The 25,842-nt window shown below is 60.3% G+C and carries 24 protein-coding genes and 2 pseudogenes; 18 read left to right on the forward strand and 8 right to left on the reverse strand.

All coding sequences use genetic code 11. The annotated features are described in order from the left end of the window. The first annotated feature begins 20 nt into the window (after nt 1-20). From BFP95_RS04205 to BFP95_RS04220, 4 genes are read left to right on the forward strand one after another with little or no spacing between them, the layout of a single operon-like run. Entirely contained in the window at nt 21-560 is a 540-nt protein-coding gene (locus tag BFP95_RS04205; RefSeq protein ID WP_065873099.1) for a chemotaxis protein CheW, read from the forward strand. Between the two features lie 9 nt (nt 561-569). After that, nucleotides 570-1,379 carry a CheR family methyltransferase gene (locus BFP95_RS04210; RefSeq protein ID WP_065873098.1) on the forward strand — a complete coding sequence of 270 codons (810 nt, stop codon included), beginning with the start codon at nt 570-572 and terminating at the stop codon, nt 1,377-1,379. Beyond that, nucleotides 1,376-1,909 (forward strand): chemoreceptor glutamine deamidase CheD, encoded by a 534-nt coding sequence (gene cheD / locus BFP95_RS04215; protein WP_065873097.1) that lies wholly within the window; start codon nt 1,376-1,378, stop codon nt 1,907-1,909. The genes BFP95_RS04210 and cheD overlap by 4 nt, the downstream gene beginning before the upstream one ends. Beyond that, on the forward strand, nt 1,872-2,948 hold the full coding sequence (locus BFP95_RS04220; RefSeq protein WP_065880512.1) for a protein-glutamate methylesterase/protein-glutamine glutaminase: 1,077 nt from the start codon (nt 1,872-1,874) through the stop codon (nt 2,946-2,948). Before cheD ends, BFP95_RS04220 begins: the two co-directional genes overlap by 38 nt. A gap of 24 nt (nt 2,949-2,972) precedes the next feature. On the opposite strand, the pseudogene BFP95_RS29930 reads toward BFP95_RS04220, so the two are convergent. The 4 genes and pseudogenes from BFP95_RS29930 to BFP95_RS30245 form a co-directional block, all read right to left on the reverse strand. Next, nucleotides 2,973-3,506, reverse strand: a pseudogene (locus BFP95_RS29930) (site-specific integrase); the annotation flags it as partial. Between the two features lie 283 nt (nt 3,507-3,789). Further along, nucleotides 3,790-4,209: a hypothetical protein gene (locus BFP95_RS04230; protein WP_065873094.1), complete on the reverse strand. Its 420-nt coding sequence runs from the start codon at nt 4,207-4,209 to the stop codon at nt 3,790-3,792. A gap of 328 nt (nt 4,210-4,537) precedes the next feature. Then, nucleotides 4,538-5,401 carry a methyl-accepting chemotaxis protein gene (locus BFP95_RS30240; protein WP_371905344.1) on the reverse strand — a complete coding sequence of 288 codons (864 nt, stop codon included), beginning with the start codon at nt 5,399-5,401 and terminating at the stop codon, nt 4,538-4,540. Then, nucleotides 5,396-6,151, reverse strand: a pseudogene (locus tag BFP95_RS30245) (MCP four helix bundle domain-containing protein); the annotation flags it as partial. The pseudogene BFP95_RS30245 and the gene BFP95_RS30240, both read right to left, overlap by 6 nt. A 158-nt stretch (nt 6,152-6,309) precedes the next feature. Here BFP95_RS30245 and BFP95_RS04240 point away from each other — a divergent pair. After that, on the forward strand, nt 6,310-7,518 hold the full coding sequence (locus BFP95_RS04240) for a multidrug effflux MFS transporter (protein WP_065909339.1): 1,209 nt from the start codon (nt 6,310-6,312) through the stop codon (nt 7,516-7,518). Nucleotides 7,519-7,632: 114 nt separating this feature from the next. Then, nucleotides 7,633-8,490, forward strand: coding sequence for an SDR family oxidoreductase (locus BFP95_RS04245; RefSeq protein WP_065880521.1), 858 nt, complete (start codon nt 7,633-7,635; stop codon nt 8,488-8,490). 125 nt (nt 8,491-8,615) lie between these two features. On the opposite strand, the gene xerC is transcribed toward BFP95_RS04245, so the two are convergent. After that, nucleotides 8,616-9,530, reverse strand: a complete 915-nt coding sequence (xerC, locus tag BFP95_RS04250; protein WP_065880522.1) for a site-specific integrase — start codon at nt 9,528-9,530, stop codon at nt 8,616-8,618. A 108-nt stretch (nt 9,531-9,638) separates the two neighbouring features. Further along, nucleotides 9,639-10,451 carry a M949_RS01915 family surface polysaccharide biosynthesis protein gene (locus BFP95_RS04255; RefSeq protein ID WP_049713323.1) on the reverse strand — a complete coding sequence of 271 codons (813 nt, stop codon included), beginning with the start codon at nt 10,449-10,451 and terminating at the stop codon, nt 9,639-9,641. 412 nt (nt 10,452-10,863) lie between these two features. On the opposite strand from BFP95_RS04255, the gene arnC reads away from it, so the two are divergent. From arnC to BFP95_RS04315, 12 genes are all read left to right on the forward strand, one after another. After that, complete coding sequence (gene arnC, locus BFP95_RS04260; RefSeq protein WP_065873088.1) at nt 10,864-11,895, forward strand: undecaprenyl-phosphate 4-deoxy-4-formamido-L-arabinose transferase; 1,032 nt, start codon at nt 10,864-10,866, stop codon at nt 11,893-11,895. Beyond that, complete coding sequence (arnA, locus tag BFP95_RS04265) at nt 11,892-13,883, forward strand: bifunctional UDP-4-amino-4-deoxy-L-arabinose formyltransferase/UDP-glucuronic acid oxidase ArnA (protein ID WP_065880524.1); 1,992 nt, start codon at nt 11,892-11,894, stop codon at nt 13,881-13,883. Before arnC ends, arnA begins: the two co-directional genes overlap by 4 nt. Continuing rightward, the gene (gene arnD, locus BFP95_RS04270; RefSeq protein WP_065880525.1) at nt 13,883-14,767 is read left to right on the forward strand and encodes a 4-deoxy-4-formamido-L-arabinose-phosphoundecaprenol deformylase; all 885 of its coding nucleotides are present in this window, start codon (nt 13,883-13,885) and stop codon (nt 14,765-14,767) included. Before arnA ends, arnD begins: the two co-directional genes overlap by 1 nt. Then, the gene (arnT, locus tag BFP95_RS04275) at nt 14,764-16,419 is read left to right on the forward strand and encodes a lipid IV(A) 4-amino-4-deoxy-L-arabinosyltransferase (protein ID WP_065880526.1); all 1,656 of its coding nucleotides are present in this window, start codon (nt 14,764-14,766) and stop codon (nt 16,417-16,419) included. The genes arnD and arnT overlap by 4 nt, the downstream gene beginning before the upstream one ends. Then, nucleotides 16,416-16,763 carry a 4-amino-4-deoxy-L-arabinose-phosphoundecaprenol flippase subunit ArnE gene (gene arnE, locus BFP95_RS04280; protein ID WP_065873084.1) on the forward strand — a complete coding sequence of 116 codons (348 nt, stop codon included), beginning with the start codon at nt 16,416-16,418 and terminating at the stop codon, nt 16,761-16,763. The genes arnT and arnE overlap by 4 nt, the downstream gene beginning before the upstream one ends. Continuing rightward, nucleotides 16,760-17,161, forward strand: coding sequence for a 4-amino-4-deoxy-L-arabinose-phosphoundecaprenol flippase subunit ArnF (gene arnF / locus BFP95_RS04285; protein ID WP_065909340.1), 402 nt, complete (start codon nt 16,760-16,762; stop codon nt 17,159-17,161). Before arnE ends, arnF begins: the two co-directional genes overlap by 4 nt. Continuing rightward, complete coding sequence (locus BFP95_RS04290) at nt 17,158-18,537, forward strand: UDP-glucose dehydrogenase family protein (RefSeq protein ID WP_049713316.1); 1,380 nt, start codon at nt 17,158-17,160, stop codon at nt 18,535-18,537. Before arnF ends, BFP95_RS04290 begins: the two co-directional genes overlap by 4 nt. Nucleotides 18,538-18,540: 3 nt before the next feature. Next, nucleotides 18,541-20,163 (forward strand): ArnT family glycosyltransferase, encoded by a 1,623-nt coding sequence (locus BFP95_RS04295; protein ID WP_065909341.1) that lies wholly within the window; start codon nt 18,541-18,543, stop codon nt 20,161-20,163. 166 nt (nt 20,164-20,329) lie between these two features. Then, a complete protein-coding gene (locus BFP95_RS29750; protein ID WP_065909343.1) occupies nt 20,330-20,563 on the forward strand; it encodes a type VI secretion system contractile sheath small subunit in 234 nt (77 codons plus the stop codon). Between the two features lie 175 nt (nt 20,564-20,738). Then, a complete protein-coding gene (locus BFP95_RS04305; protein ID WP_065873080.1) occupies nt 20,739-21,446 on the forward strand; it encodes an HPP family protein in 708 nt (235 codons plus the stop codon). Nucleotides 21,447-21,587: 141 nt separating this feature from the next. Further along, on the forward strand, nt 21,588-22,691 hold the full coding sequence (locus BFP95_RS04310) for an enoyl-CoA hydratase/isomerase family protein (protein ID WP_065909345.1): 1,104 nt from the start codon (nt 21,588-21,590) through the stop codon (nt 22,689-22,691). A 3-nt stretch (nt 22,692-22,694) separates the two neighbouring features. Next, nucleotides 22,695-23,846 (forward strand): acyl-CoA dehydrogenase family protein, encoded by a 1,152-nt coding sequence (locus BFP95_RS04315; protein ID WP_065909346.1) that lies wholly within the window; start codon nt 22,695-22,697, stop codon nt 23,844-23,846. Between the two features lie 77 nt (nt 23,847-23,923). Here the strand turns inward: BFP95_RS04315 and BFP95_RS04320 are convergent, their stop codons facing one another. Together BFP95_RS04320 and BFP95_RS04325 are read right to left on the reverse strand one after the other, a co-directional pair. Further along, nucleotides 23,924-24,697 (reverse strand): enoyl-CoA hydratase, encoded by a 774-nt coding sequence (locus BFP95_RS04320; RefSeq protein ID WP_065909347.1) that lies wholly within the window; start codon nt 24,695-24,697, stop codon nt 23,924-23,926. 11 nt (nt 24,698-24,708) lie between these two features. Then, the gene (locus BFP95_RS04325) at nt 24,709-25,836 is read right to left on the reverse strand and encodes an acyl-CoA dehydrogenase (RefSeq protein WP_065873076.1); all 1,128 of its coding nucleotides are present in this window, start codon (nt 25,834-25,836) and stop codon (nt 24,709-24,711) included. Between the last annotated feature and the right edge of the window lie 6 nt (nt 25,837-25,842).

The raw sequence follows: 25,842 nt of genomic DNA on the forward strand, positions 1-25,842 counted from the left end.
GCCTTACTAGGGAGAGTGACATGGGCGCAGTAATGACGAACCGGCAGACCGCGGTGGCGGTAGATGAGGATGCGCAGTACCTGACCTTTATGCTCGGCGGCGAAATGTTCGCCATCGGCATTCTGGGGATCAAGGAAATTATTGAATACGGCAGCCTGACCGTGGTGCCGATGATGCCTGCTTTTGTGCGCGGGGTGATCAACCTGCGCGGCGCGGTGGTGCCGGTGGTCGACCTGTCGGCGCGCTTTGGGCGGGCCAACTCGGCGATCACGCGGCGCTCCTGCGTGATCATCATCGAAGCGAGTACCGAAGATGGTCAGCCCCAGGACATCGGGCTGCTGGTCGATACGGTGTCTGCCGTGCGGGAGATCCCGGCCACGCAGATCGAACCGCCACCCAACTTCGGCGCGCGAATTCGCGCCGATTTCATCAGCGGCATGGCCAAGGTCGACGGCAAGTTCGTGATCGTGCTGGAGGTGGACAGGGTGCTGTCTATCGATGAGATGTCCAGCCTCGCCGAGGCCGGCCAGGCGCCGGCCCTCGACCTCGACCCGCGTTGAGACCCGACCATGCAAGACACTGTCTCCATCGACGACCGTGAATTCGGTCAGTTCCAGACCTGGCTGTACCGCGCGGCCGGCATCAACCTGTCGCCGGCCAAGAAAGCCCTGGTGGCCGGGCGCCTGTTCAAGCGCCTCAAGCACTATGAGCTGCAGAGCTATGGTGAGTATTTCAAGCTGATCATGAATGACCAGCGCAAGGGCGAATTGCAGGTTGCGCTGGATTTGCTGACCACCAACGAAACCTATTTTTTTCGCGAGCCCAAGCACTTCGACTTCCTGCGTCAGCAGGTGCTGCCCCAGGCCGTGCCTGGCAAGGTGTTTCGCGTGTGGAGCGCGGCCAGTTCCTCGGGCGAAGAGCCCTACAGCCTGGCGATGACCCTGGCCGAAAGCCTCGGCAGCACGCCCTGGGAAGTGGTCGGCTCGGACATCAGCTCCCAAGTGCTGGCCAAGGCGCGCACCGGCCATTACTCCATGGAACGCACCGAGACATTGCCCCAGCCGCTGCTGGCCAAGTACTGCCTCAAGGGCATTGGTCGCCAGGAGGGCACCTTGCTGATCGACAAGGCCTTGCGTAGCCGCGTCAATTTTGTCCAGGTCAACCTTAACGAAGCGCTGCCCGCCCTGGGAGAGTTCGAGGTGATCTTCCTGCGCAACGTGATGATTTATTTCGACCAGCAGACCAAGAGCCAGGTAATCGCGCGCCTGCTGCCGCTGCTCAGACCCGGCGGCTACTTGATCATCAGTCACTCGGAAAGCCTCCACGGCGTCAATGACACCCTGAAGCTGGTGGCACCGTCGATTTACCGCAAGCCATGAAAAAGCCTGTCGGTACGGCCGAAGTGGTATTAGCCCCTGGGCAGGTCAGCTTTGCGACGCAGTCGACGCGCCTACGAACCTTGCTCGGTTCCTGCGTGGCGATCACCTTTTGGCACCCGCAACGGCTGATCGGCGGCATGTGTCACTTCATGCTGCCGGGGCGCCTGCGCGACCACCAGCCCCTGGATGGCCGATATGCCGACGAAGCCCTGGAACTGCTGCTGCGCCACGCCGAGGTCAATGGCACGCATGCACGGGATTACCAGGTCAAGTTGTTCGGCGGCGGCAAGATGTTTCCCGAGCAGCAGCGCCGCCTGCCAACGCAGGACGTGGCCAGCCTGAATATTCGCGCAGCGCTGGCCCTTGCCGAGCACTATCACCTGCACCTGACAGCCCAGGACATGGGCAGTACCGGTTACCGCACGATCATGTTCGACCTGTGGAACGGCAACGTCTGGGTCCGGCACCAACCAATGGGAATAATTCAACAAGATGCCTACCAAAAAAATCAGTGTGCTGCTGGTCGATGACTCGGCCGTGGTGCGCCAGGTACTGCTGGCGATCCTCAGCGATACGCCGGATATTCACGTCATGGGCGCCGCCTCCGACCCGATTTTCGCCATGGACAAACTCGCCCGGGAATGGCCGGATGTGATCGTGCTGGACGTGGAAATGCCACGTATGGACGGCATCACCTTTCTCAAGAAAATCATGAGCGAGCGGCCGACACCGGTGGTGATCTGTTCCTCGCTGACCCAGAAAGGCGCGGAAACTTCCCTGCAGGCGCTGTCGGCGGGTGCTGTGGAAATCATCACCAAGCCCAGCACCGGGTTGAAGAGTTTCCTGATCGAGTCGGCGGCCGAGTTGGTTACCGCGATCCGCGCCGCAGCGAATTCCAACGTCAGGAACCTGGGCAAGCGAAGCGCCAGCCCGGCACGGGTCCCGGCCAGCAAGCTCAGTGCGGATGCGATCCTGCCTGCCGCCAATGGCCATGCCATGGCACAGACCACCGAGCGTATCGTCGCCATCGGCACGTCCACCGGCGGTACCCAAGCGTTGGAGGCGGTACTGACGGCATTGCCGAGGGTGTGCCCAGGCATGGTGATCGTGCAGCACATGCCAGAAAAATTCACCGCCTCGTTTGCCGAGCGCCTCAACAGCTTATGCGAGGTCGAGGTGCGCGAAGCGCGCAACAACGACCGCATCCTGCCTGGCCTGGCCCTGATCGCCCCTGGCGGCAAGCACCTGATGGTCACTCGCAGCGGCGCCTATTATCACGCCCAGGTCATTGATGGACCGTTGGTCAACCGGCACCGGCCATCAGTGGATGTGCTGTTTCGCTCGGTGGCCAAGTTCGCCGGCAAGAACGCCACCGGCATCATCATGACCGGCATGGGCGACGACGGCGCGCGCGGACTCAAAGAAATGCTTGAGGCCGGGGCCGCGACAGTCGCCCAGGACGAAGCCAGTTGCGTGGTGTTCGGCATGCCCAAGGAAGCCATCAAACTCAACGCCGCCCAGCGCATCATGGCACTGGAGGATATTCATCAAGCGATTTTGTATAAGTGAACTTGAGGCGCATGACACCTCCTGTGATTTATCGAACACCCTCTGAATGAGGGCACGAATGTAACGATCTGACAGGCCAGCTCGACCTCTGACCGTTGTGACTAGTGGAGTACTCTCCTTGTAAGACGGCAAAGGGGGAAGGGGGGAAGGGAGAGTGTGGTCCGATAACGCTTCAAGTAGGCTTCAATATATTCGTCTCGCACGCTAATTTTCGCGGCCTTGTTGCCCTTACCGACAACGTTGAACCACCCGTTTTCACCGTCGTACTTGAACGAACCCATCGTAGGCTTCCAGTTGTCCCAACCGACGAGATCAGAGATTCGGAGGTAGAGAGAGGGTGGCCACAATGAATAGCGTAGGCTCGTGCCTAGGATCCTCTGCAGCCATGACTTCTGCGGTCTCGATTACATAATTCCACTGGAGCGGAGTCAGCGCCTTACCAGGGCTGATCACCGTGTTGCGCTGCTTAAAGTTGGATTCTTGTTTGACGGACCGAATAGGATTGGCGTCAGTGGTCAGGCCTTCGTCGATTGTGTACTGGAAAAAACTGCCACAAACCCCATCGGGCCAGCACACCAAATGAGAGTGGCTGAGATACAGGGATTAACCACCCACAGCATAATACACAATTTAACATAATATACATTATGCGAAGTTTTATCTATAGAGCTGGGCAGCCCTGAAGGCTGCTTTTACCAGCTGACCAGGCTGACCAAGCCGAACTTCTCGCATCAGAGCAAACGCCACCCACAAATATCCAGCGACGCCTCACTCTAAATCTGGCGACGCCAAAAAAGCCCTGCGACGGTTAACTCGATACGGCCCAGCTCAGCGACGCTGACTAACTGGCAACGTGCTTGGAATCGTAATAGCCGCAAGTACGCAGTTGCAGGCTGTAAATCCAAATGCCGAACACCAAGGCGTACTCCTTGAATACTGGAAGCGACAACACCTCTCCGAAGGAATTACTGCTCAACAGGCTCAGTGTAGAAACCGCACCCAACGCCAACGCCAGAATAAAACACAACGAGTTGCTCTTTTTCCTGCACAGCAGCATCAAGCCGCCTGCGAAGGTCAGCAGCGTGACGGCACAGACATTGATAAAGAGCAAGATCGACATGTCGCCCATCCGGACCATTGGAAATCCTACGTATCCCACCCAGAGACCGGCTTGCAGCAAGACAATAGTGCAGTAGAAAACCGTCATGAAGACCGGCGCGGGACGTGTGTTGTACCAAGGTTGGGAGGTGCTTGTTTCCATAGCGATGTTGCTCCTAAGTGTTGGGCATGGTCGGGAATTATAGGGCAATGAACTGGTTACCCCAACGCTTGTACCCTGCTCTTTATTAATGCAATTAAGGTATAACTCAACTAAATAGTCATTTAGTTTAGTTATATATGTTGACCAACAAATGGGTGAGAAAAGGTCAGCGAGACAAAGGCGGTTGTAGACCGCCGCCTGAGCTAAGGAGATTCGTGGAAAGTTGGAGGCAGCCCGGTGTGCAGTGTGCCAAAGGGGCACGGAACCTTAAGTCCCCTGCCCTGATAGCAAGCACAAAAATAACCATTAAAATCAAATAGTTAAGCGCCTAAAGCGTGAAGCGATCAACTGACTGCGACAGCTTGCCCGCCAACGACGACAACTCGTCCGTGGTTGACGCCGTCGTTGCGATGACCCGGCTATTACCCTCCGACATACCCGCAATCATCTCGACCTGATGCGCAATTTCATTGCTGGCCAGGCTTTGTTCCCCGATCGTACGGGAGATATCGTTGACCATTTCCGTGGTGTTCAAGGTGGCCTGGAGAATTTCGCGAATCGCCCGCTCCACCTCGGCGGTCACCGCCATGCCTTTATCCACTTGGGCTACGCCCTCCTCCATGCTGGTCACCGCTTCCCGCGTGCTTTGCTGGATACGCCCGACCATGCTGGCAATCTCCTGGGTCGAAGCACTGGTGCGTCCGGCAAGGCTGCGGACTTCATCGGCGACGACAGCAAAACCACGCCCTTGCTCACCGGCGCGTGCGGCCTCGATTGCGGCATTCAGGGCGAGCAGGTTGGTTTGATCGGCGATCCCTTTGATCACCTGGATAATGCTGAAAATCGCCTCGGACTCCTTGTCCAGCGTGCGGATAACCTGGGCGGATTGCTGCGCGGAACGGGCAATGCCGTCCATGTCACTGACCACCTGATGAATCACCCGGCCGCCGTCCTTGGCCAAGGTTTCAGCCTGGTTGGCCATGTCCAATGCGCGCCCGGCGTGCCGAGTGATTTCTTCAATGCTGGCGGTCATTTCACTCGCGGCAGCAGCCATGGTACTGGCCGCTGCGCTTTGTTGCTGGCTGCTGCCAGCCACTTCATGACAACCGTGGCTCAATTGCTCGCTCATGTCATTGACACCATGAGCGTTGCTGCGCACCACTTCGATCATGCCGCGCAAATCCCGCTGCATGGTGGCGAGGCTGCGAATCAATGAACTGGCTTCGTCCTTGCGTTTGGGCTCGACAATCGGTTCGCTCAGGTTGCCACTGGCAATGCTGGCAGCAATGCGGCTGGCCGTCTGCAGCGGCCCCATGATGCTGAGGATGACCCAGCGGCCCTGAGCCAATAGCAATAAAAGGCTGGCGATCAGCACGGTGCCCAGGGTGAAGTTGGCGTTGCTGATGGTATGGTGAGTGCCAACGCTGGTCTGTTGGGTGTTGGATTCAATCAGCTCACTCAGGGTTGCCATTTGTTCTTCAAGCCGGGTGAAAGCGGTGTTGAACGTATCCAGTTCGCTGCGAGCGGCTTCCGGATTGTCCAGCGCCAGGGCGACGATGCGCTCGCCTGCACCTATATAGCTATCGAGGCTCGGGCGGATTTTTTCCAGGTTTGCCTTGAGCGTATCGTCCAGTGGCAGTTTCAGGTTGTCCGCCAACACTTGGCGAAAATGCTCGGCGTGTTCCTGCAGCGAACTGTTGACCTCGGCCTTGGTGCTGGTGCTTTTACCCAAGCCCACCAGCATGGCCGATAACACATCGGCGCGCAGGGCGTCGTGCATCATGTCGGCTTCCATGTGGTTGCGCAGCACCGTCATGCTGACTTCATTTTCCTGCACGGCGTCACCCATCCGGGTATTTCCCAGGTAACTGACAAAGCTCATGATCAAGGCGGTAAGCAGTCCTGTCACAATCAACAGAATCAAGCGTAATTTGATCGTCATGCAGATATCCCCGTATCTGGTGAGCCGGTTGGAAAGTCAACCGCAGAAGCGCCACTGGTCACGTTATCGGCCGCTACCACGAGTTATTGAAGCCCACGTTTGCGGTTTTGTACGGATCCCTTAAGCTGATCGACCTTTGCTTCGCCCGGAACTGCCCCATGCCTCAACGTATCGCCCACCTTGCCTTGCTCCTTGGCTTGATCACTGCCGTCGGCCCCTTTGCCATCGACATCTACTTGCCGGCCCTGCCAACCCTGGGCGCCAGCCTGTACGCCTCGCCGGCGCTGGTACAAATGAGCCTCACGGTGTTCTTTGTCATCATTGGGGTTTGCCAGTTGTTCTACGGGCCGATCAGTGATGTGTTCGGGCGCAAGCCACCGATCTATGCCGGCCTGGTGATTTTTGCCGTGGGCAGTGTGGGTTGCGCGCTGGCGCCCACCATCGAAAGCCTGATCGCCTTTCGCGCCGTGCAGGCGTTCGGCGCGTGCGCGGGCATGGTGATTCCCCGGGCTATCGTGCGTGACCTGTACACCGGGCATGAAGCCGCGCGACTCATGGCGCTGCTGATGCTGGTGATGAGTGTCTCGCCCATCCTCGCGCCGCTGGCCGGCAGCCTGGTGATCTCGCTGTGGAGCTGGCGTGAAGTGTTTGCCGTACTGGCGGTGGTCGCCGTGGCGTGCCTGATAATGACCATCGTGCAACTGCCGGAAACCCATCCCGCCGAGCGCCGGCTGGGCAAAACCCTGGGCAACGCATTCAGCAGTTATGGGGCGTTGCTGCGCGATCCGGTGTTCATTGGTTTATCGGTGGTCTGCGGCTTCGGCCTGGCCACATTCTTCGTGTTTATCGGCAGTGCGCCGTTCGTGTACATCGAGTACTTCGGCCTGACACCTACGCAATTCAGCCTGTGCTTTGCCCTGAACGCCGCGTCGTTCTTTGCGATGAGCCAACTGACCGCCCGCCTCAGCGCGCGTTTTGGCCTGGCGCCGCTGATTCGTTGGTCGGTAGTGGCCGTGGCGGCGGTCATGGTGCTGCTGGCAATCACCACGTTGTGGGTCGACAGCCTGGCATTGATGATGACGCTGCTGTTTATCGGCTTCGGCTTTCTCGGCCTGTTGCTGCCGGCGGCCGGCGTGTTGTCCCTGGAGGATCATGGTGCGATAGCGGGTTCGGCGTCGGCCTTGCTCGGAGCGATCCAGATGATTACCGCCGCGCTGTCCATGACCCTCGTCGGCGTGTTTGCCGATCACACGCCCGCGCCGATGTTGGTCGGCATCGCACTGTGTGCCATCGCGGCGATGCTCACCACGTGGTGGACGTTGCGACGCTTGCCCGCGCACCTGGCAAGCGCCCCGCCCTCCGCCTGATAGGCTCAGGCCCGACGTAAACCATTCGTCGGGCCCAACCGGCATCCATTACAACTATCGCCGGCCTGCTCATTACTAATCCCATAGCACCTTTGGAAACCTATGGAGATTGAAATGACTGACTACCCTCGCCCGCCCTTCACCCCGCAGGCTCAATCCGTGCCCGGCTCCCAGAAAAAAATGGACCCGTACCCCGATTGCGGCGAGCAGAGTTACAAAGGGGCTGGTCGGTTGGCCAACAAGATCGCCCTGATTACCGGCGCCGACAGCGGTATCGGCCGCGCGGTCGCCATCGCGTTTGCCCGCGAAGGCGCCGATGTGGCCATCGCTTACCTGGACGAACACGAAGACGCCAAGGAAACAGCACGCTGGGTCGAAGAAGCCGGTCGCCAGTGCCTGTTGCTGCCCGGCGACATCGCGCAGCGCAGCGTCTGCCAGGCGCTGGTCGACAAGACGGTCGAGCAATTCGGCCATATCGATGTGTTGGTCAACAATGCTGCGTTCCAGATGAGCCATGAAACGCTGGATGAAATCTCGGACGAGGAATGGGTCAAGACCTTCGATATCAACATCACCGCGATGTTTCGCCTGTGCAAGGCGGCGGTGCCGCATATGAAGGCCGGCAGCTCGATCATCAACACGTCGTCCGTCAACTCCGACATGCCCAAGCCAACGCTGATGCCTTACGCCGCCACCAAAGGCGCGATTGCCAACTTCACCGGTGGTCTGGCGCAATTGCTCGGCAGTAAAGGCATTCGGGTCAATAGCGTCGCGCCGGGCCCGATCTGGACGCCGTTGATTGTGGCGACCATGACCGATGAAGACGTGAAGAGCTTCGGCAGTGAAACGCCGCTGGGTCGGCCTGGGCAGCCAGTGGAAGTGGCGCCGATTTACGTGTTGCTGGCCTCGGATGAGGCCAGCTATATCTCCGGCTCGCGCTACGCGGTGACCGGCGGCAAACCCATCCTCTAAACCCTGCCCAATACCCTTGTGGGAGCTGGCTTGCCTGCGATTGCATCACCTCGGTACACCAGAAATACCGAGGTGACTGCATCGCGGGCACGCCCGGCTCCCACAGGGGATCCCCTTCGCCGGTTCTACAGATCAAACCGATCCACCGCCCGCCGTCGCTCATTGTCATCGCGCACGTCATAGCTGGCAGTGGTCTGGATATTGGTGTGATGCGCCAGTTTTTGCGCGATCGACAGGTCATGCTCCTCGATCACCCGCGTAATAAACGAGCGACGGAAGTCATGGGGCATGATCTTCACCCCCACCTGCTCGCCGCGCTGGCGCGCAATGTAGTAAATCGCATGCTTCGTGATGCGCTCGCGGGTGATATGGCTGCCGCGGCGAATGCGGTTGAACAGGAAGCTGTCGTCCTGCTCACCCTCCTTGAGCTGCTCACGTCGAAACGCCAGCCACGCCTGCAACTTAGCGAACGCCCAGTCCGGCGCGTACTTGATCAACGCTTTGTTGCCCTTGCCGATCACCCGCAGGCTGCGCTCTTCGAAGTTGATCTGCGCCAAATCGAGGTTGACCGACTCCGACTTGCGCATGCCGGAGCCATACAGAATGCCGATCACCGCCGCGTCCCGCAGGCCTTGCGGGCGTGGGTCGGCGGCGCAGACTTCCATCATTTCGCGGATCAGGCTGCGCCGCAGGTTGCGGCCCTGGCTCAGGCGCGTGCCGGGTGTGGCCTTGACGGTGCGCATGCGCAGCAGGTGTTCCTGGCTGATCAGGCTCATACGCCAGGCTTCGTTCATCACTCCACGCACGGCATTCACGTACAGCGACGAGGTGTTTGGCGCATAGCCATCTTCGCGCAAAGCGGCGACCAGGGCGATGACGTGTTCGGGTTGCAGCAGATGCCAGTCGATGTCTTCGAGGTTGATGTCCTCGAAGCCCAGGCGGTCGGCTGCATCTTGCAGTACGTAGCGCATGGTCAGTTGGCTGGAGGGGGCCAGGCGGGTGAGGTAGAGGGTCAGCGGGTTGCGGATAGACTCAGTCAAAGTAAATCAGCCTTTGGATTAAATACCTCGAGCAAGCCTTTGTTTAATCGAGGTATTTAGTGAATTGGCGAAGGCCGAGTCTAACCCAGGACGGGCCCTGGCACAAAGTCACGGGGCGGTGTCGTCATCCTCGGTGGGCTCCTGCGGCTGGACCAGGGTCTGGCTCCAGTCGCTGTCCTGCTTCTGCATCAGCGCGAACCAGTGCTGGCGCATGAACGTCAGGTACGCTTCCGGCGCCTTGGCAAAGTCCTTCTCGTCGCCATAACACCCCGGCAATGGCAATTCGGTGCCCTGCTCCTTGTATTGGCTGACCAGCGCCTGCTGCCCGGCCACGCTGCAATCCTTGGGCAATGGCATGCCACGCAGTGCGCCGGCCTCTTCGTCCCACCAGGCCGCACCGACGCGGTCGACACCGCGCAGACGGTACTTCTGCGACTTGCCGACATGCATGATCAGCTTGAATTCGTTAGGGCTGACGTCGCTGGTGCAGGTGCGCGAATACCCCACGGTAGCCTGCGTGATGCCGTCGCCGGTCAAGTCGGTGACCTTGGTGGCGGCCCGGTCGAAGCGCAGGGACGCGTCGAACTCGCAATGCTGCACATCGTCGTACAGCATCCACACGCGTTTAGGGCGGTTGCCGTCGATCAGGTACTGGGCCGCGTACACAAAGGCGGACTGGGTACCGTCGTCGTCACGCTCGCTGACTTGCTCGGCGAGCACCAGCAAGTTCTTGCCTTGTTTATCGTCCCAGGTATAGGCGGCGATCTGCTTGCCACGCACTTCCACACCCTCCGGCACCTGGTCGATGCTGGTAAGCGCCACCCCGTCATCGGCCTGCACGGTCGTGACACACGCCACGCTCATCAACAAACCCATCAACACTGGCCGCAACTGGCCGCGTAAAAGCTGCACGCTATTCATCCGATCACCCTGGCAAGAGACGGCTTACTTTACCGGCACTTGGGGTGCATTGCAGAGAAGATTCTTCACTAAAATTCGGTGGCCGAGCGTGCGTGCCCAAGTTGAACCCTAAGCACCAGAAACAGTTCCTATTTCGCCAACCAACTAAAGCCCTAAGCCCCTTAGTTGTTTAGCTGAACCCTAGCTGTCTACCTGTCAAATAAACGAGTTTTTCATCAGCCTTTCATATCTGTTCCACATTTTTACGCTTAATCTTAAACACAGCACTTCATAGCAAACCGCGCTATATCGTCTAACCTATTGATTATGCTTCACCTTTGGCGCCGCTTCTAAATCTGCGGACCGGGCTTTTGCCCAATGACAGCTGCTGTTTCCACGCTCCAAGTTGCTCTAACCCCGAGGTCATGAATCTTTGAAACCCTACCCTATTCATTGCGTGTCGATCGTTATCCCGGTCTACAACGAACAAGAGAGCCTGCCTGAATTGCTGCGTCGCACGACGGCAGCCTGCAAGCAACTGGCCTACGAATACGAAATCATCCTGGTGGATGACGGTAGCCGCGACAATTCGGCCCAATTGCTGGAAGACGCCGCCGCTGAAGACGGCAGCAACGTGGTGGCGGTGATCCTCAACCGTAACTACGGCCAACATGCGGCGATCATGGCCGGTTTCGAGCAGTGCCGGGGCGAAGTGGTGATTACCCTTGACGCCGACCTGCAGAACCCGCCCGAAGAAATCCCGCGCTTGGTAGAACAAGCCGCCCTGGGTTACGACGTGGTCGCCACGGTGCGCAACAACCGCCAGGACTCGGCCTTCCGCCGCTGGCCTTCGCGCCTGATCAACCTGGCCGTACAACGTTCCACCGGCGTGGCCATGACCGACTACGGCTGCATGCTGCGTGCCTACCGCCGCACCATCGTCGATGCAATGCTCGCCTGCCGCGAACGCAGCACCTTTATCCCGATCCTGGCCAACGGCTTTGCCCGCCACACCACGGAAATCCTGGTGCACCACGCCGAGCGCGAACACGGCGAATCCAAATACAGCGCCATGCGCCTGATCAGCCTGATGTTCGACCTGCTGACCTGCATGACCACGACCCCACTGCGCCTGCTGTCCATCGTCGGCTTCAGCCTGGCGGCGCTGGGCATGCTGTTCGCCTTCGCCCTGATCATCTTGCGCCTGGTGTTCGGTGCCGACTGGGCCGGCGATGGCTTGTTCGTGCTGTTTGCGGTGCTGTTCGTGTTCACCGGCGGCCAGTTCATCGGCATGGGGCTCTTGGGTGAATACCTGGGCCGTATGTACAGCGACGTGCGTGCCCGCCCACGCTTCTTTATCGAAAAAGTGCTGCGCAACACGCCGGCAGCACCGGCTCCGGTGGTCGTCGTTGACGGCCTGGTGTCCTCCCATACCTCTACTTCTGCTGATCAGGTCCAATCATGAGTTCAAAAGCTGTTGTATTCGCGTACCACGACATTGGTTGTGCAGGGATTGAAGCGCTGCTCAATACCGGTTACGAAATTGCTGCCGTGTTCACCCATGCCGATGACCCGAAGGAAAACAACTTCTACGGTTCCGTCGCCCAACTGTGTGCGCGCAACGGTATTCCTGTGCACGCCCCGGAAGACGCCAACCACCCGCTGTGGATCGAGCGTATCGCCAAGCTGAACCCGGACTACATCTTCTCGTTCTACTACCGCAACCTGCTGAGCGAGCCACTGTTGGCCACCGCGCGCAAAGGTGCGTTCAACCTGCATGGCTCCTTGCTGCCCAAGTACCGTGGCCGTGCCCCGGCCAACTGGGTGCTGGTCAATGGCGAGACCGAAACCGGCGTGACCCTGCACCGCATGGTCAAGCGTGCCGATGCCGGCGCGATCCTGGCCCAGCAAAAAGTCCTCATCGAGCGCAGCGACACCGGCCTGACCCTGCACGCCAAACTGCGCGACGCTGCCAGCAACCTGCTGCGCGATGCCTTGCCGCAATTGGCCGCCGGCAAACTCGCTGAAACTGCCCAGGACGAAAGCCAGGCCACCTACTTCGGCCGCCGCACCGCCGCCGATGGCAAACTGGAATGGAAAAAACCGGCTGAAGAATTGTTCAACCTGGTTCGCGCTGTCACCCAACCGTACCCTGGCGCCTTCTGCGCCGTGGGCGAGCACAAGCTGATCGTGTGGCAAGCCGAAGTGCTCAAGGGCAACGAAGGCCTGGCGCCGGGCCGAGTGATCAGCGTCAACCCGCTGCGCATTGCCTGCGGCGAAGACTCACTGGTGATCAAGTTCGGCCAGCGCAACGACAACGGCCTGTACCTGGCCGGCCCGTCCCTGGCCAACGAACTGGGCCTGGTCGACGGTTCCGTGCTGCGCGGCGCCGAGTCCGGCCGCAAGCCACGCCGTACCCGCGTGCTGATCCTGGGTGTGAACGGCTTTATCGGGAATCACCTGTCCGAGCGCCTGCTGCGTGACGACCGTTACGAAGTCTACGGCCTGGACATCGGCTCCGACGCCATCGAGCGCCTGCGCAGCCACCCGAACTTCCATTACGTGGAAGGCGACATCAGCATCCACACCGAGTGGATCGAGTACCACATCAAGAAGTGCGACGTGGTCCTGCCGCTGGTGGCCATCGCCACCCCAATCGAATACACCCGCAACCCGTTGCGCGTGTTCGAACTGGACTTCGAAGAAAACCTCAAGCTGGTGCGCTACTGCGTCAAGTACAACAAACGCGTGATCTTCCCGTCGACCTCCGAAGTCTATGGCATGTGCCAGGACCAGTACTTCGACGAAGACACCTCGAACCTGGTGGTCGGCCCGGTCAACAAGCAGCGCTGGATCTACTCGGTCTCCAAGCAACTGCTGGACCGCGTGATCTGGGCCTACGGCGCCAAGGGCCTGAACTTCACCCTGTTCCGTCCCTTCAACTGGATGGGCCCACGCCTGGACCGCCTGGATTCGGCACGTATCGGCAGCTCCCGCGCCATCACCCAGCTGATCCTCAACCTGGTGGAAGGCACGCCGATCCGCCTGTTCGACGGTGGCGAGCAGAAGCGCTGCTTTACCGACATCGCCGACGGCATCGAAGCCCTGGCACGCATCATTGATAACGACAACGATGCGTGCAACGGCCAGATCATCAACATCGGCAACCCGGAAAACGAAGCCAGCATCCGGCAGTTGGGCGAAGAGCTGCTGCGTCAGTTCGAAGCGCACCCGTTGCGTGGCAACTTCCCGCCGTTCGCCGGTTTCCGCGACGTTGAGAGCAAGGCGTTCTACGGCACCGGTTACCAGGACGTGGCGCACCGCAAGCCAAGCATCGAAAACGCCAAGCGCCTGCTGAACTGGGAGCCAACCGTAGAGATGAGCGAAACCATCGGCAACACGCTGGACTTCTTCCTGCGCGAAGCCATGCTTGAAATCGCGGATAAGCACTAATGCAGGCAGGCTTGCGCATCGACGTCGACACCTACCGTGGCACCCGTGAAGGTGTGCCGCGGTTGCTCGAAACCCTGGATGAAGCGGGGGTGAAAGCGACGTTCTTCTTCAGTGTCGGGCCGGACAATATGGGGCGCCACCTGTGGCGCCTGATCCGCCCGCAATTCCTGTGGAAGATGCTGCGTTCCAACGCCGTCGGGCTGTATGGCCTGGATATCCTGCTGGCCGGCACCGCCTGGCCGGGCAAGCCGATCGGCCGTGACCTGGGGCATTTGATGCGCCAGGCCAAGGCGGCGGGGCATGAAGTCGGCCTGCACGCCTGGGATCACCACGGCTGGCAGGCCAACACCGGGCGCTGGAGTGAAGCACAGCTGGTCGAACAGATCCGTCGTGGCGTCGACACCCTCAGCGATATCCTCGGCGAACGCGTCGACTGTTCGGCCGCCGCCGGTTGGCGTGCGGACGAGCGCGTGGTGCAAGCCAAGCAAGGCTTCAACTTTCGCTACAACAGCGATTGCCGGGGCACCAGCCTGTTTCGTCCTACCTTGGCCGATGGCAGCGCGGGTACCCCACAAATTCCGGTAGACCTGCCGACCTTCGACGAAGTCGTCGGGCCGGTGGTGTCTACCCAAGACTTTAATGCGTTCATTCTCGACCGCTTTGCCGCGTCGAAGCTCAACGTCTACACGATCCACGCAGAAGTAGAAGGGATTCTGATGGCCAATGATTTTCGCCACTTGCTCGCCCAGGCAGCGCAGCGCGGCATCGACTTCAAGCCGCTGGGCGATTTGCTGCCCAGCGACCTGACCACCCTGCCCCAGCAACAACTGGTGCGCGGCACCTTGAGTGGCCGTGAAGGTTGGCTCGGAGTGCAGCAGGCATGATCCGTCGCATGGCCCTGCCTTTGCTCTTGTTGGCGTTTGGCGTGTTTTACCTGCTGCCGCTGGCCACTCACGGGCTGTGGATTCCGGATGAAACCCGTTACGCGCAGATCAGCCAGGAAATGCTGCTGACCGGCAAATGGGCCTCGCCGCACTTCATGGGCATTCGCTACTTCGAGAAGCCTGCAGCGGGCTACTGGATGATCGCGCTGGGCCAGGCGATTTTCGGGCAGAACCTGTTTGGCGTGCGGTTTGCGTCGGCCTTGAGCACCGGCCTGAGCATTGTGCTGGTTTATCTGGTCAGCCGCCGCTTGTGGAACGACCCGCAAAAAAGCCTGGTCAGCACCGTGCTCTACATGAGCTTTATCAGCGTTGCAGCCCTGGGTGGTTACGCCAACCTCGATCCGCAATTCACCTTCTGGGTGAACCTGACCGGCGTGGCCTTGTGGTTCTGCTTCGACAGCACCACTCGCAATGGTCGTCTCGGGTCCTGGGCGCTACTCGGCCTGGCCTGTGGCATGGGCTTTATGACCAAGGGTTTCCTGGCCTGGCTGCTGCCGGTGTTGATCGCCCTGCCCTACGCGATCTGGCAAAAGCGTTTGCGTGAGCTGCTGGGTTACGGCGTGGTCGCCGTGATCGTGGCGATCGTCGTGAGCGTGCCGTGGGCGTTGGCGGTGCACCTGCAAGAGCCGGACTACTGGAACTTCTTCTTCTGGCACGAGCATATCCAACGCTTCGCCGGCGACGATGCGCAGCACGCCGAGCCGTTCTGGTACTACCTGCCGTTGCTGGTTGCGTTCAGCCTGCCGTGGGTCGCCCTGTTGCCGTCCACCTTGAAACAGGCGTGGCTGGACAAGCGCAGCGCGAAAATCGGCTTTGTGTTGCTGTGGCTGCTGATACCCCTGGCATTTTTCAGCCTGGCCAAGGGCAAGCTGCCCTCCTACATCATGCCGTGCCTGCTGCCGCTGGCCTTGCTGATGGGCAATACCCTGGCCGACAAGCTGGCCCAGGGCCGCTACCGGGCATTGCGGATCAACGGCTGGCTGAACCTGGTCATTGGTGTAGTGGTGCTGCTGGCGCTGAGCTGGTTTCAACTGAAAAAACCGGTGTACGCGCACGGCCAGGAAACCCTCAGCCTGGTGCTGGTGTTCACCTTCCTGTTCGGCTGGATCCTGGTCAACTTACTGCAGGCCGCGCAGCCATTGCGTTTGTGGGCTGCCCCCATACTCGGCAGCTGGTTGATGGTCGCGTTGTTGCCGGCCGCGTTGCCGCACTCGGTGGTGTACAACAAGACCCCGGATCAATTCATCATCGACCACCTGCAGGAACTGCAACCCGCCACCGCATTGCTCAGCAATGACCTGGGCGCGGCGTCGGCGCTGTCGTGGCGCCTGGCACGTCCGGACGTGACGCTCTATAACACCGTCGGCGAAGTCAAATACGGCCTCGCCTACCCGGATGCCGGCCACCACAAAATAGACACCACCCAAGTCCAGCAATGGATGAGCGATGCGCGCCAGAAAGGTCCGGTCGGCGTGGTGATGCGCGTTAAAGGTGACGATGAAATCGCCGAAGTCGCCTTGCTGCCGACTGACGGCAAGCGCTATGAGCAAGGCAACATCGTGATTCTGATCTTCCCGCAGGTGAATCCATGATCACCCTGCTGCTGTTATTGGCCGCCTGCCTGCTGACGTGCATGGGCCAGGTCTCACAGAAGTTCGCCGTGGAAAGCTGGCGCGACCTGCCGCAGGGCTGGGCGTTAAAGCTGCGCTCGCCGTGGTTGTGGTCGGCGCTGGTGTGCCTGGGCCTGGGCCTGCTGGTGTGGCTGCTGGTGCTGCAGCGCCTTGAAGTGGGCATTGCCTACCCCATGCTCAGCCTGAATTTCGTGCTGGTCACACTGGTGGCGCGGTTTGTGTTTCATGAGCCCATCGACGGCCGTCACTGGCTGGGCGTGGCGCTGGTGATCGGCGGTGTCGTGCTGCTAGGGCGCCACGTATGAGCCGGGTACAAGGTTTTGCCTTGGCCTCGGGCAGCGTCGGCCTGGTCAGTGCTGCCCAGTTGGGCATGCGCTGGAGCATGACGCGCCTGCCGCAGCCCAATGAATGGTTCACGGCAAGCATTGACCTCGGTGCCCTCGGCGTCGTCGTCCTGGCGATCCTGGCCTACGCGCTGTCGATGCTCTGCTGGCTCGGCGCGCTCAAGCACCTGCCGCTGGGCCGCGCCTATTCGCTGTTGAGCATCAGCTACGCCCTGGTGTACCTGCTGGCGGCCAGCCTGCCGGCGTTCAACGAAGATTTTTCCGTTTCAAAAACCCTGGGGGTGGCGCTTGTCATCCTCGGTGTGCTGGTTATCAACTCTCGTCGTGCTAGCGCTACAAGTCCCAGGAATGCCCCATGAAAATCAGTGTATTTGGTAGTGGTTACGTCGGCCTGGTGCAGGCCACCGTATTGGCCGAAGTCGGTCACGATGTCATCTGCATGGACGTCGATCAGAACAAGGTCAAGCTGCTGCAGCAAGGCCATGTGAGCATCTTCGAGCCGGGGCTGGCGGCGATGGTGAAGGAAAACCTGGAGAGCGGGCGCCTGCATTTCACCTTTGATGAAAAGCTGGCCGTCGAGCATGGTGAAGTGCTGTTTATCGCCGTGGGCACGCCTTCGGATGAAGACGGCTCGGCTGACCTTAAGTACGTGCTGTCAGTCGGCGATGCAGTGGCCCGTCACCGCAAGGAACCGGTAATCCTGGTGGAAAAATCCACCGTGCCCGTCGGCACCGGCGACACCCTGCGTGCGCATATCGAGAAAGCCCTGCACCTGGCTGGCCGGCACCTGGAGTTCGACATCGTCTCCAATCCGGAATTTCTCAAGGAAGGCTCGGCCGTTGCCGACTGCCGCCGCCCGGACCGCATCATCATCGGCTGTGAGCGCGAAGAAGTACGCGATGTGATGCGTGACCTCTACGCGCCGTTCAATCGCAACCACGACCGCATCATCTTCATGGACCTGCGCAGCGCCGAACTGACCAAATACGCCGCCAACTGCATGCTCGCGACCAAGATCAGCTTTATCAACCAGATCGCCGAGCTGGCTGAACACTTGGGCGCGGACATCGAAGCCGTGCGTCTTGGCATCGGCGCCGACTCGCGCATTGGTTACCACTTCATCTATCCCGGTTGTGGCTACGGCGGCTCATGCTTCCCCAAAGACATGCGCGCCCTGATCCACAGCGCCAAGCAAGCCAACTGCTCCAGCGACCTGCTTGAGGCGGTGGAAGCCATCAACCAGCGCCAGAAGAGCAAGCTGTTCGAACGGGTCAATGCGTACTTCAAGGGCAACCTGCGCGGCAAGACCTTTGCCCTGTGGGGCCTGGCGTTCAAGCCCAATACCGACGACATGCGTGATGCGCCAAGCCGGGTGCTGATGGAAGCGTTGTGGGCCGCCGGCGCCAGTGTGCGTGCGTTCGACCCGGAAGCCATGCAAGAAACCCAGCGCCTCTACGGCGATGACCCACGACTGATGCTGATGGGCACCCCGGAGTCGACCCTGGGTGGGGCCGATGCGCTGATCGTCTGCACCGAATGGCAACAGTTCAAGGCGCCGGACTTCGACCTGATCCACCAACGCCTGAAAACCCCGGTGATCTTTGACGGTCGCAACCTCTACGACGGCGAACGCCTGGCGCGCAAAGGCTTCCAGTACTACCCGATTGGCCGCGGCGACTCGTGCAACTTGCCGATCCCCCAGCAGCAGTGGCTGCCACAGGTCGTGGAAGCCTGAGACGTGAACAAAGCTCGACCGCCCTTGTTAAACCCAACGATCCGTCGCCAATCCCTTGGTGTGGGGTTGCTGGCGTTGTTGCTGTTTATCGCCGGCAGCTGGCACCAGGCGATTATTGGCTTCGACTCACGCTTCGTGGTGTTCGCCCAGGAGATGTTGCGCCATGGGCCTAGCTTTTTCCCCACCACGTACGGGCAGCCCTATGCGGATTACCTGGCTACGTCGACGCTGCTGACGTGGTTGCTGTCCTTGCCATTGGGCCAGGTCACCAGCCTCACCGCGTGGCTGCCCACGGCGATTGCCTCGGCGTTTATCGTTACCCTGGTGTATCGCCTGACCGCGCCCCACTCCCAACGCTGGGGCCTGCTGAGCATTGCACTACTCTTGCTAAGCAGCACGTTTATCAGCGAAACCCGCTCGGTGTCCCTCGACCAGATGCTGGCCGCGATCTCCCTGGCGGTGTTCTACCTGGGTTATGCCCATGACCACTTCGGTGCGGGAAAACGCCTGCACTGGCTGTACCTGCTGCTGATTGTCGGCTTTGCGGTGCGTGGGCCGATTGGCCTGGTCATCCCCACTGGCGTGTTGTGCAGCTACTACCTGATCAACCGGCAATGGCGCCAGCTGTTCAGCTTCGGCTTACTCGCGCTGGCGTTACTGGGGGCGTGTGTTGGCCTGTTGTTGCTGATGGCCAAGCTGAGTGGTGGCGAAGGCTTCATGCAGGACGTGATCCGCATGCAGTTCCTCGGACGCATGGATGGCAGCGAAGGCTCCAGTGGCGTGTTGTATTACTTCACCAGTTCCCTGGGCAACTATGCCATGGCGTACCCGATGGCAGTGTTGGTGCTGCTGGCGATGCTGATCAGCGGGCGGCGTGCCCCAGGGCCGGCGTTGCAGTTGGTGTGGTACTGCGCGGGCGCGGGGCTTCTGGTGATGCTTGGCCTGTCGATTCCCCAGGCTAAAAAGGCGCGCTATGTACTGCCGATGTTGCCCATGGCGGCAATTATTGCGGCGTATCCCTTCCACGTAGCGCACGGGCGCCTCTTCGCCTGGCTGCGCGGGTTGATGCTGGGTATCTGGACGGTGTTACCGACGCTGTTGATTGTCGGGTTGCTGTTCGCGAGACCGCGCTATCCTGAACAAATGAGCCATCTTGGCTGGGTGTTCGGCGTGCTTGGGGGGCTGCAGGTCCTGGCGCTGCTGGCGTTGTTCAAGACGCGGCTGCGCCCGGTCGGGCCAGCGTTTACAGCCGTATTGGCGGTCTGGGCCACCTATATTCTGGTGGTCGAACCGCTGGAACGCAGTGTCTACGACACCCGCACCTTTACCCTTGAGGTCCATGAGCAGGTGATGCAACAACGGGCGCCGGTGGTTTTGCACGGTTTGGGCAAGGACGCCAAGGCCATCAAATACATGGTCAACGTCGACTGCGACCAAGTGCCGTTGTTCACCCAGCAAGCGGCCGACTTGAAGCCGATCCAAGGGCCCGCTTGGCTGGTGATGAGCGCTGCGGACTACGAAGGTTTGACGGACCCGCGCTTTCGTTCCATTACCCCAACCCTGACCGGCGAATTCGACCGCAACCCTTACGTGCTCCTGCACCTGGCGAAAACCGCGCAACCTTGACCCCTGCGCCGGCGCTCCCGACGCAGAAAACTCCTACGTAGCTTTACGTAATGGCTGGTGCCTTTTCCCTTTCCTGCGCCCAAAACCCGACTGTAAACTCGCCTGGGTGCGGTATTTATTTACCGCCACAGGTCATGGGTCATAACAAGGACGAGAGGACAACACCGTGCCAGATCATGTTTCGCTTGATAAGCCTGCCCTGACCCGTGCCGAAGTGCAGGCCGCCTACGTGTCCAAGCTGCCTTTGGACCGGCTGATGGGGTTGCGCGATGCCTTGGTGGCATTGAAAGGACCGTTGGCCAGTGAACCGGGGTTACAGGAAAACCTTCACAGACGTTTTTTGGACGAAGAAACCCGTAATCGCGTGCTCGGTAAGGTCTGTTGCTCTCTGCCCAATTAACGCCGTTACAATTCATTATTCTTGCACTCAAGCTTCATTAATATGCATTGGCACCCTTTCTCCAGGGTCGGCACACTGCAGAGGTTCTTTCCCCCAACGGTTGGAACGCTCAAAGGGCTTTTCCGGGCGACCAGACAAGCCTTTTTTTTGCCCGCTGTTTATGGACTCCCTTTCAATGCTCGCTCGCTGGCTCCCCGCTGCAATCAACACCCGCCCCACCGAATGGAGCCGTGCTGCCATCGGCATGGCCGTGGGCACACTCTTCAGTGTCTGGCTATGTGCCCAAGTGTTTGGCATGGAGGTCGCATTGCACCTGCTCGGCCCGCTTGGCGCTTCGGCCGTGTTGCTGTTCGCCGTGTCATCGGGTGCATTGGCGCAGCCCTGGTCGATCATCGGCAGCTACCTTTGCGCGGGTGTCGTCGCCCTGCTGGTGACCCGAGTTCTCGGCCCGTCCCTGGGTGGCGCCTGCTTGGCGGCGGGCATGACGGTGGTGCTGATGTGCTGGCTGCGCTGCCTGCACCCGCCGGCCGGTGGCCTAGCCATGACGCTGGTATTGGCTGACCCGGCGTCCGCCGCACTGGGTTGGTATGAGTTAGGCGCGGTGCTACTCGGAGCCGGCGCCTTGTTGACCTGCGCACTGGCCTATAACAACGCTACGCGCACGCGCTATCCGAAAGCCGCCGAATCACCGGCCCCCCTTTTGCCCTACCCCAACGCTGATCGAGACCCCGCCATTACCGCCGCCGATTTAAAACTCGCGCTGGCCGAAATGGAGCAATTCTATGACGTGGAGCCCACAGCGCTGGAACAACTGATCCACGCAGCGGAAACCCACGCCAGGCGCCGCAGTATTGGTGAAGTGCTGGCCAGTCGGGTGCCTTGAGGCCGTCACCCACTCGCTGCATAAATGCAAAAACGACCTGCATGATTGAAGGTTGTACTGGGCAAATTTGCACTGGTACGATCAAGGGATGTTTCGTTCGCGAACATCTTGATAAAGAACAATAAAAGCAGGGAGTTATCGATGACTGCTCAGGTTTCAACCGAGGCAAGCCACGCAGATACGCATCAGGACGCAGTGCTCGCCGAGATTCGCAACCATATCGGCCACCTCACCCTCAATCGCCCCGCCGGCTTGAATGCCATCACCCTGGACATGGTGCGCCGCCTGGCGTCCCAACTGCAGGCGTGGGCCGATGACCCCCAGGTGCACGCCGTGGTCCTGCGCGGTGCGGGCGAGAAGGCCTTTTGTGCCGGCGGCGATATACGTTCCCTATACGACAGCTTCAAGAACGGCGACAGCCTGCACCAAGACTTTTTTGTCGAGGAATACGCGCTGGACCTGGCCGTTCACCATTATCGCAAACCGGTGCTGGCACTGATGGACGGGTTTGTCCTGGGCGGCGGCATGGGCCTGGTGCAGGGCGCCGATTTGCGCGTCGTCACCGAACGCAGTCGCCTGGCGATGCCGGAAGTGGCGATCGGTTACTTCCCTGACGTGGGCGGCAGTTATTTCCTGTCGCGTATCCCCGGCGAGCTGGGCACCTACCTGGGCGTCACCGGGGTGCAGATCCGCGCAGCCGATGCGTTGTATTGCGGGTTGGCAGACTGGTATCTCGACAGCGCGAAGCTCGCCGAGCTGGACCAGAAGCTTGATCGCCTGCAATGGCATGACTCACCACTTAAAGACCTGCAAGGCGTGCTCGCCAAACTGGCTGTGCAGCAACTGCCCGACCCACCGCTGGCCGCTTTGCGCACGGCCATCGACCACTTCTTCGCGCTGCCGGATGTACCGAGCATCGTTGAGCAGCTTCAGGAAGTCACCGTCGCCGATAGCCACGAATGGGCGCTGACCACCGCCAACCTGATGAAAACCCGCTCGCCGCTGGCCATGGCCGTCACCTTGGAAATGTTACGTCGCGGCCGCCGCCTGCCCCTGGAGCAATGTTTTGCCCTGGAGTTGCACCTTGACCGGCAATGGTTCGAGCGCGGCGACCTGATCGAAGGTGTTCGCGCCCTGATCATCGACAAAGACAAGAGCCCCCGCTGGAACCCGCCAACCCTGCATGGGCTGGCGCCCAGCCATGTAGAAAGCTTCTTTCATCACTTCAAGCAGGTTGCAAACTAAGCCATGCAAGACATTGAATACACAGAAGAACAAGTGATGATCCGCGACATGGCGCGCGACTTTGCCCGTGGCGAAATCGCCCCCTACGCGCAAGCCTGGGAGAAAGCCGGCTGGATCGACGACACTCTGGTGGCGAAGATGGGCGAACTGGGCCTGCTGGGCATGGTGGTGCCGGAAGAATGGGGCGGTACGTATGTCGATTACGTCGCCTACGCCCTCGCCGTGGAAGAAATTTCCGCCGGGGACGGTGCCACTGGCGCATTGATGAGTATCCATAATTCAGTGGGTTGCGGACCAATCCTCAACTACGGCACAGATGCACAGAAGCAAACCTGGCTGGCGGACCTGGCCAGCGGCCAAGCGATTGGCTGCTTCTGCCTGACCGAACCCCAGGCCGGCTCTGAAGCCCACAACCTGCGCACCCGTGCCGAACTGCGTGACGGCCAGTGGGTCCTCAATGGCGCCAAGCAGTTCGTCAGCAACGGCAAGCGCGCCAAGCTGGCCATTGTGTTCGCCGTGACGGACCCGGAGCTGGGCAAGAAAGGCATTTCGGCGTTCCTGGTGCCTACGGCAACTCCCGGGTTCGTAGTGGATCGCACCGAGCACAAGATGGGTATCCGCGCTTCGGACACCTGCGCCGTCACCCTCAACCAATGCACGGTGCCCGAGGCCAACCTGCTCGGCGAGCGTGGCAAGGGCCTGGCGATTGCCCTGTCCAACCTGGAGGGCGGGCGCATCGGCATTGCTGCCCAGGCATTGGGAATCGCTCGTGCGGCGTTTGAGGCGGCGCTGGCGTATGCCCGTGATCGCGTGCAGTTCAACAAGGCGATCATCGAACACCAGAGCGTGGCCAATCTGCTGGCAGACATGCAAACCCAGCTGAATGCCGCGCGCCTGCTGATCCTGCACGCCGCGCGACTGCGCAGCGCCGGCAAGCCATGCCTGTCGGAAGCCTCCCAGGCCAAGCTGTTTGCCTCGGAAGTGGCGGAGAAAGTCTGCTCGTCAGCCATGCAGATTCACGGCGGGTATGGGTACTTGGAGGATTACCCGGTGGAGCGTTACTACCGGGATGCGCGGATCACGCAGATTTACGAAGGGACCAGCGAGATTCAGCGGATGGTGATCGCCAGGGAACTGAAGAATTATCAGATCTGACTGACGCACCACAAAACCAATGTGGGAGCGGGCTTGCTCGCTCCCACATATTGATCTTCAGTGTTTATACAATTGTGTTACTTATCTTTAAACTCCGGCGCACGCTTGGCCACAAACGCCGCCATGCCTTCCTTCTGATCCTGCGTTGCAAACGCTGCGTGGAACACCCGGCGCTCAAAGCGCACGCCTTCCGACAGGCTCACTTCAAACGCACGGTTCACGCTTTCCTTGACCATCATGCTGATCGGCACTGATTTGCCGGCAATCAGGGTGGCGACTTTCAGCGCTTCTTCCAGCAATTCATCGGCCGGCACGATACGCGCGACAATTCCGCAGCGCTCTGCTTCCACGGCGTCGATGAAGCGTCCGGTCAGGCACATTTCCATGGCCTTGGCCTTGCCCACCGCGCGGGTCAGGCGCTGCGTGCCGCCCATGCCTGGCAGTACGCCGAGGTTGATTTCCGGCTGACCGAACTTGGCGTTGTCACCGGCCAGGATGAAGTCGCACATCAACGCCAGTTCGCAACCGCCACCCAAAGCGAAGCCGTTGACCGCGGCAATGATCGGTTTGCGACGGTTGGCTACGCGATCGCTGTCGCTGAACAGGTCGTCCAGATAAATCTGTGGGTAGGTCAGCTCGGCCATTTCCTTGATATCGGCACCGGCGGCAAAGGCCTTTTTCGAGCCCGTCAACACGATGCAGCCGATTTCGGGGTTGGCTTCCAGGCCATCCAGCGCCTGGTTCAATTCGCTGACCAGTTGCGCATTCAGGGCGTTAAGGGCTTCCGGACGATTGAGGGTAATCAGCCCGACGCGGCCCTGGACTTCGAGCAAGATGGTTTCGTAACTCATGTATCGGCTCCTTAAAGATTGCGTGAGATGACCATGCGCTGGATATCGCTGGTGCCTTCGTAAATCTGGCAGACCCGCACATCGCGGTAGATCCGCTCCAGGGGGAAGTCGCTCAGGTAACCGTAACCGCCGAGGGTTTGCAAGGCAGCCGAGCAGACTTTCTCGGCCATTTCCGAGGCAAACAGCTTGGCCATCGAGGCTTCCACCAGCGCTGGCTTGCCGCTGTCACGCAGGGCGGCGGCGTAATGCACCATCTGCCGGGCAACCGCGATTTGCGTGGCCATGTCGGCCAGTCGAAAGGCCACGGCCTGATGCTCGATGATCGGTTTGCCGAAGCTTTCGCGCTCGCGGGCATAGTCGCGGGCCGCTTCGAAGGCTGCGCGCGCCATGCCCACTGCTTGCGAGGCGATGCCCACGCGGCCACCCTCGAGGTTGGCGAGGGCAATCTTGTAGCCTTCGCCCTCCTCACCCAGCCGATTGGCGACCGGCACCTTCAGGTCTTCAAAGAGAATCTGGCAGGTGTCAGACGCATGCTGGCCGAGCTTGTCTTCGACCCGCGCCACGCTGTAGCCCGGCGAGTCGGTCGGCACGATAAACGCGCTGATCCCGCGTTTGCCGGCAGCCGGGTCGGTGACGGCAAACACAATCACCACACCGGCGTTCTGCCCGGACGTGATGAATTGTTTGCAGCCGTTCAGTACGTAATGGTCGCCGTCCAGGCGCGCGCGGGTTTTCAGGCTGCTGGCATCGGAGCCGGCCTGAGGTTCGGTCAGCGCAAAGGCACCGAGCATCGCGCCGCTGGCCAGGGGTTTGAGGAATTGCTCTTTCTGCTGGTCGTTGCCGAATTTCAGGATCGGCACGCAACCGACCGAGTTGTGCACGCTCATGATGGTCGAGCAGGCACCGTCGCCTGCGGCGATTTCTTCCAGCGCCATGGCGTAGGCCAGGTAACCGGTGTCGCACCCGCCCCACTGCTCCGGCACCAGCATGCCGAAAAAGCCCAGCTCGGCCATTTCACTGATGGCCTCCTTGGGAAAACGGTGCTCGCGGTCCCATTCGGCAGCAAAGGGTTTCAGGCGCTCCTGGGCAAATTGCCGGGCGGCGTCGCTGATCTGCAGTTGTTCTTCATTCGCCAGCATGATGAT

The organism is Pseudomonas sp. 58 R 12, assembly GCF_900005865.1.
GTDB lineage: Bacteria > Pseudomonadota > Gammaproteobacteria > Pseudomonadales > Pseudomonadaceae > Aquipseudomonas > Aquipseudomonas tritici.